The organism is Brevibacillus fluminis (assembly GCF_052072235.1).
Lineage (GTDB): Bacteria > Bacillota > Bacilli > Brevibacillales > Brevibacillaceae > Brevibacillus_D > Brevibacillus_D fluminis_A.
On sequence record NZ_CM125436.1, the window covers coordinates 4,258,896 to 4,272,766 of the forward strand.

The following is a 13,871-nucleotide window of genomic DNA, read 5'->3' on the forward strand; positions in this document are numbered from 1 at the left end:
ATTTACTGAATTTACAGAATGTTAATGGCGCCTATCTGCCTGAACCGAACCATTTTCGGTTCATCCCGGGATCTCTTGCTCCATTTTTGGGTCAGCGTCGAATTTGCCACGGTACAGATTGAGCTTGCGAACATATGTGGTTTGGCTCATCCCCAGCGATTGAGCCGCTTTTCGCGTCGTCTTGTGAATGACCAGCGCTTGCTTCAGCCCTTGGTATTCAAACATTTCGACCTCCTCCAAAAAATTGCGCGGAAGCGTGCTGCCGACATGGCGGTACATCTCCAGCGGCAGATGCTCCGGCAAGATTTCCCCGTTGTTGGAGGTGATCGCCAGCCGTTCGAGCATGTTGAACAGCTCGCGGATGTTCCCTGGCCAGTCACAGCGGCACAAAAGCTGTTTGACCATCGGATCGATATGCAGGGGGACAGGATGCTTTTCCTCATACTTCCGCGCAAAGGAATCGACGAGATACGGGATGTCTTCCTTTCGTTCCCGCAGCGGTGGGATGGAGATCGGGTACACTTGCAGCCGGTAGTACAAATCTTGGCGAAACTGCTTCTGCGCCACCATTTCCTCCAAATGCTGATGCGTCGCCGCGATGATGCGCACATCTGTCTGGATCGTCTTGACCCCGCCGATCCGCCGGAACTCTTTTTCCTCCAGCACGCGCAGCAGCTTGACCTGCAGATCGAGCGGCATATCGCCGACCTCGTCGAGAAAGAGCGTGCCCCGATTGGCAAGCTCGAATACGCCCGGCTTCCCGCCTTTGCCCGCACCGGTGAACGCCCCCGATTCATAGCCGAAAAATTCGCTTTCCATCAGCTTTTCCGGAATCGCGCCGCAGTTCACCTTGATGAACGCTTCCCCGTTTCGCCTGCTGTTTTGATGAATGAACTTGGCGATGACCTCTTTGCCGACACCGGATTCGCCGCGCAGCATGACCGGGGAGTCAACCGCCGCGACCTTGAGCGCCTTCGTCAGCACCTCGCGCATCGACTGGCTGTGCGCCACCAGCCCGTCAAGGTGAATCTCGCGCTGGCGCAAATAGGTGAGCTGCTCGAAATAGCTGTGGTTGATCTGCTCGATCTGCTGCATGCTGCGCTTGAGTTGGTTCAGCTCTGTAATGTCGCGCACGCAATTGATGACCAGGATAAGTTCGTTTTGCTCATTGAACATCGGCATGCCGGTGACGATCAGGTCTTTGCCAAAATGCTCCTGGATCAGTGTTACGGGGTGCTTGGTTTCGATAACTTTGAGCGAGCTGGATTCCTCAAGATACCCTTCGCGTTTCAGATCGCTCATGTTGCGTCCGACCAGATCAACGGCTTTGATGCTGAGCATCCGTTCATATGCTTTGTTCACTTTGACGATCACGCCTTGATGATCGGTAATGATAATGCCGTCCGAGATCAGTTCGAGCAAGTTGTCCCATTCCTTGGAAATCACCATACTGTGTTCTCTCCTCTCGTGTCGTTACGGTTAAAAATACCATTTTTCTTTAGTGGAGGGGAGGGGATTTTAGCAAGAAAGCTCCACGGAAGCTGTTACAATGCCTGCTGCGGGTCGGGCCTGGCGGGCATTGTAAAGGCTTCCGTTGCGCTTTCTTGCTAAAATCCCTTTGCTGCGGTGGTTATGGCGAATAAAAATAAAAAGCAAAAGGCTAGTTATGTAAGGCTTTGGGGTTCGGTTTTTGGTGCGAAAATAGTAATGACGGAGCATTTGGTTAATACAAAGATGAAAAGCTCGGCAAATTACCGAGCTTCCATCTTTGTATTACACTGTTATCACAGGGATTGGTGCTATTTCCATCGTATTCAATATAGAAGAGATGTCATGCATGGTATTGCACTGCCGAACTGCCCTCGTAATTCCCTATCTTTTTCAATATCGTCCTATGTATTTGAGGATGCGGTTTCTCATAACCTGCAACCGCAGAGTTGAAATCTCTGATCTTAAGGTAGATAAACCTACATGTGTCAGGATGTATACTCGATCTGGTTGCTGCCATGGAAACCCGTTCTTTTCTAACGAGATAAAATTATCAATAGTAGCCTTACTATTCGGTTCTATTTTGAGTAATGCCTCAGGCAAGGCACGGCTCCCCATCCCCCCCAAGGCGATACCCTAAAGTATCATCGAAACCCCATAACAATACACCCTATTCAATGAGAGTCAGATAAAAACTCCCCGATGCTTTTCAATACCTTTTCTAAAGCTAAGATGGAATCCAAAGTATTAGTTGGTTCAATATCTAAAGAATGATTAGCGTTGGGGATTTCTTCTATTCGAATATTCGGCTTATTTTCAATTGCTTGGATTTTACTGGTAATATAATGGGTGTCCCTGTTCCCTATAACAATGAGGGCTAAATGATTGCTCATCATTAATGCTTCAAAAATTGTATCAAACTTTAATAATGGTGTAAGCAAAATCAATTTAGAATTCAAATACTCATCGTTCCTCATAAACCTATTTATGATAGGGATCGTACCGAGTGATTTTCCTAAAAATACGGTATTCAGGTATTGTCGACTATTGAAAACTTCAGTAATGACAGCATTTACATCATTATAAATAATAGTTGTCAAATCTTCCGATGAAAGTTTGAAAACATCTTGTTCGTAGGAGTAATGGACGTGGACAACATCATACTGATTTTGAAGCATTGTCATTGTCGAATAATAAAATAAAGGTTTCTCATATGTATAACCTGTTCCGGAAAACATAAAGCAGACCGCTGAACTGGCGTTTTCAATATGTGTATATTGAACTTCTTTTTCATTTACTAATGCCGTTTTTCGATTAACCTTCATAATAATTTCCTCCCTTGTCCTATTTCCATTTTATAGTAAAACTGTATTCCCCCAAAACCCGTCTATGGAAAAGACGATTTACTTGAAATAGATACTATCCTTCATGGAAAAACTCTTATTTATCAACTCTGGCTTGAGTAGAGGTTACTCTCTTATTTCTTTTGAAAACACTCGCTAATTGGCCGTTCGAATTTTCGCCCTTCCTTTTTGATAGTGAGATGAATAGGCGTTGTTTGCATACTCAAATGTTCTAAGTTAACGGAATCATAGGTGATTTGATTTTGACAAATGTACCTCTTCGTGATTTTTGTAATGCTTCTTCATTCATTTTTCTAACCTTTTGGGATAAGGTTGATGCGTTATGGATGGTGATCCTGTCGAGGGAAACTGGTACGTCGATAATCCTTGCTTTTCCTACCATATGAAAATCATAGTGACTTTCATTTTCTTCAAGCTCAACTGTGGATGTTAAAAATTCGAGTAATTGTAAAACTTCACGATCATTGCTTGACTTCATAATGCCAAGAACAGCTGGGTCATCCAACAGCAACTGGTCTGGGTGTAAGACTCCCTTCTTGAAAGCAAGAGTGATGATCGTAGCAAGCAAATGATAGGAGAAAACGTTTCGGGGACTTAAAAAATAATCGATGACAAGTTTATAGTAAGTAGCAGTAAACCATTCTGCCATTTCCACCGATGAAACACAAATTTCCCCATTAACCATTTTCAGCGAGTCCAAAAAGGTTGCAACTTCCTCTTGCGTTGCTCGAAAATAGTAATACATGTCTCGCAACGTGTAATCTAGCCGATCCGCACATAGTTTAGGAAGCGGTTGCTCCAGAATCGACCATTTATCCATATTCAAGATGTCATCGATAGTAAAATCATAGCTTGCTACGATTGCCGGTATTTCTGAGTTCATAACGACATTTTCAAAAATCGTTTCATGGTAATTTTGCTCCTTATTGTCGAATACGAAATCAACAACGTGTGAAAAAGCGGTATGTGAAACATCATGAAGCAACCCTGCTATTTGTTCCTCAATCGTCCCGCCTAACTTCCTTATTAACAACATGACTCCTAATGAATGATCATAACGGGTTACATTCCACTCGTTGTTTACAAGGTAAGCAGCGCCTGCTTGATGAATGTTTTTTAATCTTTGGATTGTTTTTGTATGGATGATTTCTGCAAGAACATCTTCAACTTCAAATTGTCCATATAGCTCATCGTACAGCTTCATAATTTTCTCACCTTTTGATTTTCTGATTTACTAGCAGGTTGTCTTCACCATTATGAACCACCCACAGCTTAACACATGATATATTCTATTAAAAATCGTGTGGAGCGGCCCATTCAAAGTCCTCTTCAGTTAGATTTTCACTTTCCGGTACACTATTCGCGAATTGTAATATAAAGTGCGACGCCTACGTTTAGACAAAAAATGGCCCATGATTGATTCTCCTGTGTAAAATGAAGTCACCACAACACCATTTACACAGGAGAATCAATCATGAGTTATTCACATCTTGGCATAACAGAGCGAAGTCAGCTAGCACTCCTTCATCGCTTGGGTTGGTCTACTCGGGCGATTGCCAAGGAACTCAAACGCCATCAGCCCACGATTGCCCGTGAGTGAAAGCGGGGAACGTAGACTGGTGAATCTCTAGCTGAGACGGCTCATGATGCCTATGAACAGCGCCGAAAAAAGTCGATTCCGAATGGCAAATGGATTTCCGGGCGTGAATCCTATATTGCGGAGAAACTGGCTCAAACCTGGTCTTTCGAGCAGAAGATTTCGTTTAAAACGATCTACCGCTGGTTCTATCAAGGTCTTTTAGTCAAAGGGAATACTGCTGCCTTGCGTCATAAGGCAAACGCCGAGGTCCTGTTGAAACGCGTGGCCGATTCAACGTAAGGAAGCCCATCCAGCAGCGCCCCAAAGAAGTAAGAAAACGTCAGAGTTTTGGTCACCGGGAGCTGGATACGGTTGTTTCCAGTCGGGGAAAAAGGAAAACATGCGTCACTACGTGCGCTGAGCGCAAGACCCGCCTCTATCTTGCCGTGAAGATGCCTGATCGCACCTAGATCATTGCTTTTTCCTGATCATCTACCGTAACAGCAGGCAGCAAATCAATAAACGCGCGCAGCGCACTGCTGATGAAGGTGTCTTTTCGGGTGATCAGGTCGGTTTTCATGTAACGGTATTCGGCGTCGATCGGGTGGGCGCGGAGTGTTCCTTCCGCGGCATGGCGGTCGACGACGGCGCGCGGCAATAGTGAGATGCCGAGGCCTGCCGATACGGTGCCGATGATGGCTTCCAGTGTGCCGAGTTCCATGACGACGGGGCGTTTGTAGCCGCTTGCGGCGATCCAGCGCTCCAGCACGTCCCGGTAGGAGCAGCCGAGGCCGTAGACGAGGATCGGTTTTGTCACCGCTTCCTCGATTCCGGTGACGGACGGGGCCGAGACGATGACCAGCTCTTCATTGAAGACCGTGATGGAATCGAGCTGGGGATGGTCGCTTTTCATCCCGATGAAGGCGCAATCGAGCTCATATTGCAGCACTTTTTCGATCAACAGCTGTGTATGGCCCGTCGTGAGCGACAGATGCACCTGCTCGTACTGGCGGTGATAGGCGGCGAGCAGCGGAGGCAGGCGGACCGCCGCGGCTGTTTGCGTGGAGCCGATGGCAAGGGGGCCGCTCGGTTCGTTTGTCGCGGCGAGCGCCCGGGTCGCCTCATCGAGCAGGCCGACGATTTTGTCCGCGTACCCGAGCAGCGTTTTGCCGCTTGCCGAAAGCGTCATCCCCCGGTTGTGCCGCAAAAACAAGGTCGTGCCCAGCTCGGTTTCCAGCTGCTGGATACGGGCCGTCACGTTGGATTGCACATAGCCGAGCCGGGCCGCTGCCCTCGTGATCGAGCCTTCCCGCGCCACCATTTGAAAGACCCGCAAATCGGCGCTTTCCATGTGTCTGTTCCTCCCCTTCCCTCAATCGAATGGCAATCATATTTTCTGATACCGAGTATCTATAGCAATCATTATACAGAAAACCAAACCTCCTCTACAATAAGATCAACAACAACGAAAACGGAGGTCATCTCGATGAAGCAGTTCAAATACGTCAGCCTGCTCCTGATCACGACGCTATTGATGGGCATCGCTTTTCCCGTCGGCAAAATCGGCTTCGCATATGCACCGCCATTCTTTTTGATGGGCATCCGCTTTGTGCTTGCCGGCGGCTTGCTCGCCCTGCTCGTCGCCAAAAAACCGCAGCCTCGCCCGCGCGGAACGGCGCAATGGTGGCAGGCTGCCGTCATCGGCATCATCCAATCGGCAGGCGTGATGGGCTGCGGGTATTACAGCATGCGCTGGATCACCTCGGGCGAATCTTCCATTATGCTCAACCTGAATCCGCTGTTCGTCATCATTCTCGGGACGCTGTTCACCGGCGCCGTCTACCGCGTGCGCCAATGGTTGGGCGTCATCGTCGGTTTCATCGGTGTCGCCTTTTGCCTCAATTTTCAGCTCGGGTTTCAGCCGGGCACGCTGCTCAGCATGGCCGGTGCCATCTTTTTTGCCATCGCCACACTGCTGATCAAACGCTGGGGCAGCGCCTTCCAGATGACGACGCTCGCGGCCTATCAGATGATATTCGGCGGAATCGCGCTGTTGCTTCTCAGCGTTTTGACGGAGCATCCCTATTTCCGCATCACGACGATGTCGGTTGCCGTCCTGCTCTGGCTTGTGGTGATGTGCTCCATCGTGCAGTTTTCCCTCTGGTATTATCTGCTGAAAAACGGCGACCCCGCCAAGACGAGCGCGTATCTGTTTTTGGTCCCGCTGTTCGGGGTGCTTTCCAGCTGGCTGCTTTTGCATGAGACGATTGAATGGTACTCAATTGTCGGCGGCGCTTTTATTTGCGCAGGCATTTTTCTCGTCAACTGGCAAGGAACTGCGCGCGCAAAGGTGCAGGTGGCGCATGTCCGTGCAGTGGAAAAAACGCTATGAAGCCACAAAAAACCCCCGCGCTCCTTCCCAAGGATGTCGCGGGGGTTTCGTTTCTTACACTTCTTGTCCGGTCGTTTGCGCAGCCATTTCAACGCTGCTTACCGTTCCTTTGCTGTGCATCAGAAGCAAATTGAGCAACACAGCGGTGACAGAGCCGGTGACGATGCCGTTGGTGCAAAGCATTTTCAATGTTTCTGGCAAATGATCGAACATTTGCGGAACCGCCGAAGAGCCCAGGCCAACGGCGATGCTGCAAGCCGCGATCAAAAGGTTCTCGTTTTGGCGCAGGTCGACGTGCGAGAGAATCGTGATCCCGGAAGCAACGACCATCCCAAACATCGCGACCATCGCGCCGCCTAATACCGGGTTGGGGATGACCGTAGTCAGCGCCGCCAATTTCGGCAAAAGGCCGAGAAGAATCATGATGAAGCCGGCGCCAAACATCACATCGCGGCTTTTCACGCCTGTAAGCGAAACCAGTCCGACGTTTTGGGAAAAGCTCGTATACGGGAACGCGTTGAACAACCCGCCCAATACGATCGCCAGACCTTCAGCACGCAGGCCACCGACGATGTCCTGCTCTTTCAGCTCCTTGCCGGTCACTTTGCTCAAGGCAAAATACGTACCGGTCGATTCGACCATCCCGATGATGCAAACGATGATCATGGTCACAATCGCGGCGAGGTTGAATTGCGGAGCGCCGAAATAAAAAGGCTGCACAATACTGATCGCAGAAGCGCTCGACACCGCCCCGAAATTCACCATGCCCAGGAAATACGCAACTGTCGTTCCGACCGCAAGACCGATCAGGACGGAGATTGCACGCACAAAACCGCTGAAGAAACGATTGACGATCAAAATGATAGCAAGAGTCAGCAAAGCGAGCAAAAGATTGCGCGGTTGTCCGAAATCAGGGCTTCCTTGGCCGCCAGCGACGTTGTTCATCGCGACGGGAATCAGCGACAGACCGATGATCGTGACGACGGAGCCGATCACGACGGTCGGGAAGAAGCGCAGCAATTTACCGAATAACGGCGCAGCCAACGCGACGAATATTCCTGCGACGATAATCGCGCCATATGCGGTAGGGATATTGGTGGTCGAGGCGATCGCGATGATCGGCCCGACCGCCGTAAACGTACAGCCGAGAACGACCGGCAGCTTGATGCCGATATAACGGGTGCCCAATACTTGAATTAGCGTAGCCAGCCCGCATGTGAACAAGTCTGCGGCGATGAGGTACGCCATCTGCGCCTGCGTCAGCTTCAAAGCGCCGCCGATGATCAGCGGCACGACAACTGCGCCGGCATACATGGCGAGCACGTGCTGAAAACCCAATGTGAAAATCTTTTGTTTGCTTAGCATGTGGTTGCCGTCTCCTCGATAAAGTGGATTTCTGCCGGTGACATGGACTCGATGCGCGCCAGCGATTCGATTCGCACGCCTTTTTGCTCCAAAAGTCCGCGCCCTTCCTGGAAGCTCTTTTCAATCACTGCTCCAACGCCGACCAGTTTGGCCCCGGCTTGTCCGATGATGTCCACTAGCCCGATCAGCGCTGCGCCTGTCGCCAGGAAGTCATCGACGATCAGCACGGTATCATCTGCGGTCACGTATTTTTTCGAGACGCTCACTTGATACGTTTCCTTGCGTGTAAACGATTCGACGGGAACCGAATAAACGTCCTCGGTCAGCGTGACCGCCTTTTTCTTTTTCGCATAAACGAATGGTACGCCCAACGCCAGCGCAGTCGCCATGGCAAACTGAATGCCGCTCGCCTCGATCGTCAGCACCTTGGTGATCGGCTCCCCTGCGAAACGCTCGGCAAACGCTTTGCCGATCTCCATCGTGAGCAGCGGATCTACCTGATGGTTAAGAAAAGAATCAACCTTCAGAACGTGGCTGGAGAGGACATCTCCGTCTTTGCGAATACGGTCTTGTAACAGTTTCATGTGGCAGCTCCCTTTTCATTTTTGTTGCAAAAATAGTAATAAGAAAAACTTCTTTCTGAAGTCCTTTCAAGAAGCAGGTTCTTCGGTCAAAGGAAGTTTTTCTTCCGCTCCAGTATTTATAAGTGCGAGCACTTATAAATTCTTATACGATAAGAAAAACTTCTTTCAGAAGTCCTTTCAAGAAGCAGATCCTTCGATCTGTGGAAGTTTTTACCGACGCGATGCCGGAAGTGACGCTGAGGTACTCCGTCTTCCGCTCCAGAATTTATAAGCGCATGCGCTTATAAATTCTTACACGATAAAAAAAGCCCAGGAGTGACAGTTTCCTTGACGAAAATCTCGTGAAGTCAAGTGAAAACTGTCCCTCTGGGCTTTTATCCCTTAGGTGTAGCGTCGAAATTGCCATGACGATGCCCATCGATCGGCAACGCCTTGGCTGTCTTGCACAAAAGAAGCGGGATAGCCTCGCTTCGCTGTGCCATTCGCGCCAGCGCCGCTCGGACCTGCCTGCCGCACTTGCGGCAACGGAACCCTAGGCGCTCTTTCACTCGTAGTCAAACGATTTACGGTCGTTTGGTAGAAACTCTCGGGCCATATTCCCAACCATTATACGAGTAGCGATGTATGGAGTATGCTATTCAATCTATCACAAGTCGACTCATTTCGACAAGACTGCCGACCCATAAAATTTTACCTTTTCACCGGCCGGTTGCGCACGCTTTGGGTAATCTTTTTCCACTTCTCTTTTTCCTGGCTTTGCAGCTTTTTGTCTTCCTTGCGAGCCAAATGCGCCAGCTCCCGCTGCAGCTTCAAATAGCTGTCATAGCGGCTTTGCTCCAGCTCGCCTGTCGCAAGCGCCTCCTGGATCGCGCAGCCCGGCTCTTTTTGGTGGCGGCAGTTGCTGAATCGGCACGACGCCCCCAGCGACTCGATGTCGTCAAACGCCTCGCTGAAGCCGGCATCAGCATCCCACAGCTGCAGCTCGCGCATGCCCGGCGTATCGATCAAGGCCGCACCGGAATCGAGCAAAATCAGCTCGCGATGCGTCGTCGTGTGGCGCCCGCGATCGTCGCCTTCGCGCGCGGCATTGACCGCCATGCGGTCATCCCCGATGATCCGGTTGATCAAGGAAGATTTGCCCACGCCAGACGAGCCCATCAGCGCGATCGTTTTGCCCGGCTGCAAATAAGGGGCGATGCTTTCGATGCCCTCGTCGCGCAGTGAGCTGGTCACATGGATCGGCACCCCGATGGCCACCGCCTCCACCTCGCGGACGAACCGCTCGGGATCATCGCACAAATCGGCCTTGGAAAGCAGGATGACCGGATTGGCCCCGCTCTCCCACGCCATGACCAAATAGCGCTCGATCCGTCTTACATTAAAATCGTTGTTCAACGCATTTACCAGAAACACTGTGTCCACATTGGCAGCGACGATCTGCTCATCCGTCGTAGCTCCTGCGACTTTGCGGGAGAACTTGCTTGTGCGCGGCAGCACGGCGTGAATCGTTGCCCTGCCTTCCTCCACGCGCGGGGAGATCACCACCCAATCCCCGACAGCGGGAAAATCTTCGCGCCCAGTCGCCGTATGCCGCAGCTTGCCCGTCACTTCCGCCAACAGTTCACCCTGTTCCGTATAAACGCGGTACAGCCGCTTATGTTCAAGGGCGACTCTGCCCACTGTGTATCCTTTTCCTTGATATGTTTGAAACGCTTGCTCAAAATGCTCATTCCAACCCAAATGTTTCACGTTCAACGGGATTCCTCCTGATACTTGTCAGATTCAAACGAATGGTGGTTCCTCACGTTTGAGATCACAGGAGTTTCCTCGCTTTAACCCGTCTGTCACATCCAATTGCCCGTTTTAAAAGGAGGACCCTGCGACCTCATATCCTGCAATCTGTACGGCAACTCGTTTCATCATCATCTTTAACATCTCTCCTTTCAAATTGGCCGACGGCTTTTTCGGTTAGTCTCCACCGCCGCCTCCACCATCAGAACCGCAGCTTCCGCCGTCGCTTCCGCTGCTCCCGCAGTCGTTCGAGTTCGAGTCCCAGAAGCTGCTGCCGCCATCGCTGACAAAGCCGCTGCTGTCCGAGGATGTGTAGCTGTGCCCGCCACGTGTGCCGCTTCGATTTTTACCGGATGCGATGCCGATCACGACAGCGATCGCGATAAAGAGAAAAAGTCCCCATAGCATCCATTCCATGGATGGTTCCCCCTCTCAAACGATGGTCTGACACTACTATCGTATCACAACGCTCTTTTCCAAGAAATTGTTGCTTTTAGAAAAGCCGTGAGTTGCTTGATCGTTATAGTACCAAGCGAAGCGTGCATTCACGGTAAATGGAAATCCTGTAGACTTCCTGATTTTCATTATAGAACACACGTTTCCACAACAGCAATAGCAACAAAATTTGCGAAAAGAGCCTATCACAAAATACTTGTCAATTCTCCTCTTACCTGGATAAAAACGACATTATTTGATGCGCTGTTCTTTTCTCATTCCATTGTAAACACTTTATTCAAGCGCGTCAGCTCGAACAGCTCCAAGACGCTTCCTTTCAAGCCGATGATGGTGACTGCCCCGCCGTTTTGAATGGCCCGCTTCTGGATCGCGACCAGTACGCCAAGGCCCGAGCTATCGATAAACGTGACATTGCTCATGTCGATGCGCAGATTTTTGTGCCCATCCTGAATATATTGAAGCATTTCCTCGCGAATCAGCGCCGATTCCTCTACATAGATTTCGCCCTTCAACTGAACATCCACATTTCCGTTTGTTGCGGTAATTTGGTAATTCATCTGCTTCCCTCCTCTTCTTGCCTAAAGTTTAAACACATGCACACTCATGTTGCTTTCTCCTTAATGCGGCGGGAAAAACGGCTTGCCGCGTTTGACCGGCAATGCTTTGACCATCAAAACCTCGTTCCCTTGCCGATTGTACGTAATTTTGTCAGCTGCTTGATTCATTAGTAGCAGACCTCGGCCTGACTCTTCATACAGGCACCGTTCGAATAGGTTTCCTTCTTCCACGTTGATTTGCTTGAGTTTTTCGTTTGCATGAAAACCGGGACCATCGTCTTTCACACGAATGATGAGGCGCTTTCCGTTTTGGACGCGGAGTCTGACACGCACACCTCTGTTTGCATCTTTTTTGCCCCCATGCTCCCACGCATTGTTAATAGCTTCCATCAGTGCGACTTCCATCAACGCAGAGTTCCCTTTCAAATTCTCGCGCACATACTGGATGACATGCGGCCGGATCTTTTGAAAGACATCGAGGGTTGTAAAGGTAAACTCCAGCTCTTTCATCATGTTTCCATCCTTTTTTCATGACCTTGCTTCGGGTAAATCGTGAATCGTGAACAAAATTGCAGACGCGTCGTCTTTGTGCTTTTGCGTGAAAATCCATTTTTTCAAATTGTCGGTCATTTCGTCAAAGCAGGGAAGCTCTTGTTTGTAGTGTGCAGGCATTTTGTCATAGACGCCATCCGTCATCAAATAGAAGCTATCGCCTGGGGAAATGGGCAGCACGTGCTGTTCATACACCGCCGATTCGCTCAGGGCGAGAAACATTCCGGGAGCTTTGATTACCCCGCTCACCTCTTTCGTCGCGGCGAGAAAATAATTGATCCCGCATGACACATAGGTGAACGTGCGTGCACGCAGATCCACCTCGAAGCAAATCGCGGCCGCGAACGTATCCTCCGTGAAATAACGCATGGACTCCCGGTTGATCCAGCTCACTTTTTCCTGCAACGACAGCCCGAGCGACGCCGCTTGCAAAAACAGGACCCGCAGGACAGACGCCTGCAAGGCGGTCGACAAGCCGTGCCCCATCACATCGATCAAATAGCCGAACAGTTTTTTGCGGTCCATCAGCCATTTGTAATCGTACAAGTCCCCGCTGACATAGTGGGAAGGCTTGAAAAAGGAACGAATCGTCACCCATTGATCCTGGTAATCGGGCGGAAGGAACTTGCGCTGGATTTTGCCGGTGAGCATCACATCTTTGCGCACCTGCTCCCGCTCGGATATATCCCGGAAAATTGCGACGTAATGGGTCGTATGGCCCATCTTGTCCTTGATCGCATTGATCGTGAGCGATTCGGGGTACACCTGCCCGTTTTTGCGCCGATTGTAAATCTCGCCATGAAAGTAGCCGTCCTCCAGGAGCGAGTTCCACATATGCTGATAAAATTTCGCTCCTTGTCTGCCCGATTTCAGCACGCGCGGGTTTTTGCCGATGACCTCAGCGGCACTGTAGCCTGTTACCGCTGTGAAGGCCGGGTTCACAAACAAGATTGTCCCTTCCACATCCGTCACAAAGATGCCGTCGCTGACGCTTTCAAACACTTTGCCGGCCAGCGTGATCTCTTCCTCCATCAACGTCCGCACCGTGTTGTCGCGGCCTTGAATCACCAGGTAATTCGGCTCACCCGCCTGTTTGATCAGCGGAATCATCTTTAGCACAAACAAGCGCGTCGTCCGTCCATCGACATAGCGAAACGGCAGCTCGCATTCTACGATCGCTTTGCGCTGCCATGCGCTGGCGCAAGCTTCCTCAAAACAGGTCCACAGCTCCTGCTCCCAACCAGCTTCCTGAAGCAGCTCCCGCGTGCATCTGCCTTGATATGCGACTCCTTCCAATTGCAAATGGCGCAGTGCGATCCCGTTGGCAGCGATCCAGCCCCCATGTTCATCCTGCAACAGCATGAACTCCGGCAACGCATGAAGATATGTAAGTAAATCGCCTAGATTGCTGGACACCAGCTACTCCATCTCCTCTCTTCCGACTGCCTGCAGCTTTACGCCATGCCCGTCTTCTTCTCGCAAATCTATCGTCTTTCGTCCAATGGATAGCTTCATCATAGAGGTGGTCCCTTTTGACTACAATCAGGATATTCCCTGATATCTGCAACAAAAAACCACTAAATTCGTCATTATTCTTTTTTACGTTAATCGGATATTTTGACAATTTTCAATATAGAATTCACAAAAAATGAGTAAATTCGACTGTTTCACCGCGCTGTTCGCAAGACTTTCGACAGAACCTTCACGGCATATAACGACTGAAAATAGAGGCGTCCGAAACGC

General features: G+C 50.1%; 12 protein-coding genes, 1 pseudogene and 1 riboswitch. Of the genes and pseudogenes, 2 read left to right on the plus strand and 11 right to left on the minus strand.

Translation table 11 applies throughout. The annotated features are described in order from the left end of the window. Positions 1-60: 60 nt before the first annotated feature. The 3 genes from ACTID9_RS21100 to ACTID9_RS21110 all read right to left on the minus strand — a co-directional run bounded on the left by ACTID9_RS21100 (position 61) and on the right by ACTID9_RS21110 (position 4,056). On the minus strand, positions 61-1,449 hold the full coding sequence (locus ACTID9_RS21100) for a sigma-54 interaction domain-containing protein (RefSeq protein ID WP_441066841.1): 1,389 nt from the start codon (positions 1,447-1,449) through the stop codon (positions 61-63). Positions 1,450-2,162: 713 nt separating this feature from the next. After that, positions 2,163-2,813 (minus strand): alpha/beta hydrolase, encoded by a 651-nt coding sequence (locus ACTID9_RS21105; protein ID WP_441066842.1) that lies wholly within the window; start codon positions 2,811-2,813, stop codon positions 2,163-2,165. A gap of 250 nt (positions 2,814-3,063) precedes the next feature. Further along, entirely contained in the window at positions 3,064-4,056 is a 993-nt protein-coding gene (locus tag ACTID9_RS21110) for an HD domain-containing protein (RefSeq protein ID WP_441066843.1), read from the minus strand. Between the two features lie 270 nt (positions 4,057-4,326). Here ACTID9_RS21110 and ACTID9_RS21115 point away from each other — a divergent pair. After that, positions 4,327-4,898 (plus strand): annotated as a pseudogene (locus ACTID9_RS21115) (IS30 family transposase); the annotation flags it as partial. Here the strand turns inward: ACTID9_RS21115 and ACTID9_RS21120 are convergent. Further along, positions 4,898-5,782: a LysR family transcriptional regulator gene (locus ACTID9_RS21120; protein ID WP_441066844.1), complete on the minus strand. Its 885-nt coding sequence runs from the start codon at positions 5,780-5,782 to the stop codon at positions 4,898-4,900. The pseudogene ACTID9_RS21115 and the gene ACTID9_RS21120 overlap by 1 nt on opposite strands. A gap of 135 nt (positions 5,783-5,917) precedes the next feature. Here ACTID9_RS21120 and ACTID9_RS21125 point away from each other — a divergent pair, with 135 nt between their 5' ends. Then, a complete protein-coding gene (locus ACTID9_RS21125) occupies positions 5,918-6,823 on the plus strand; it encodes a DMT family transporter (protein WP_441066845.1) in 906 nt (301 codons plus the stop codon). Positions 6,824-6,877: 54 nt separating this feature from the next. On the opposite strand, the gene ACTID9_RS21130 is transcribed toward ACTID9_RS21125, so the two are convergent. The 7 genes from ACTID9_RS21130 to ACTID9_RS21160 all read right to left on the minus strand — a co-directional run bounded on the left by ACTID9_RS21130 (position 6,878) and on the right by ACTID9_RS21160 (position 13,544). After that, on the minus strand, positions 6,878-8,188 hold the full coding sequence (locus ACTID9_RS21130; protein ID WP_441066846.1) for a nucleobase:cation symporter-2 family protein: 1,311 nt from the start codon (positions 8,186-8,188) through the stop codon (positions 6,878-6,880). Next, positions 8,182-8,772: a xanthine phosphoribosyltransferase gene (locus ACTID9_RS21135; protein WP_441066847.1), complete on the minus strand. Its 591-nt coding sequence runs from the start codon at positions 8,770-8,772 to the stop codon at positions 8,182-8,184. The genes ACTID9_RS21130 and ACTID9_RS21135 overlap by 7 nt, the downstream gene beginning before the upstream one ends. Before the next feature lie 531 nt (positions 8,773-9,303). Beyond that, positions 9,304-9,406, minus strand: a riboswitch (purine riboswitch). 56 nt (positions 9,407-9,462) lie between these two features. Continuing rightward, positions 9,463-10,527, minus strand: coding sequence for a ribosome small subunit-dependent GTPase A (gene rsgA / locus ACTID9_RS21140; RefSeq protein ID WP_441066848.1), 1,065 nt, complete (start codon positions 10,525-10,527; stop codon positions 9,463-9,465). A 213-nt stretch (positions 10,528-10,740) separates the two neighbouring features. Continuing rightward, entirely contained in the window at positions 10,741-10,980 is a 240-nt protein-coding gene (locus ACTID9_RS21145; RefSeq protein WP_441066849.1) for a hypothetical protein, read from the minus strand. Positions 10,981-11,273: 293 nt separating this feature from the next. After that, positions 11,274-11,576, minus strand: coding sequence for an STAS domain-containing protein (locus tag ACTID9_RS21150; RefSeq protein WP_441066850.1), 303 nt, complete (start codon positions 11,574-11,576; stop codon positions 11,274-11,276). A gap of 60 nt (positions 11,577-11,636) precedes the next feature. Beyond that, a complete protein-coding gene (locus ACTID9_RS21155) occupies positions 11,637-12,089 on the minus strand; it encodes an ATP-binding protein (protein ID WP_441066851.1) in 453 nt (150 codons plus the stop codon). Between the two features lie 15 nt (positions 12,090-12,104). Next, positions 12,105-13,544, minus strand: a complete 1,440-nt coding sequence (locus ACTID9_RS21160) for a SpoIIE family protein phosphatase (RefSeq protein WP_441066852.1) — start codon at positions 13,542-13,544, stop codon at positions 12,105-12,107. Positions 13,545-13,871 lie beyond the last annotated feature (327 nt).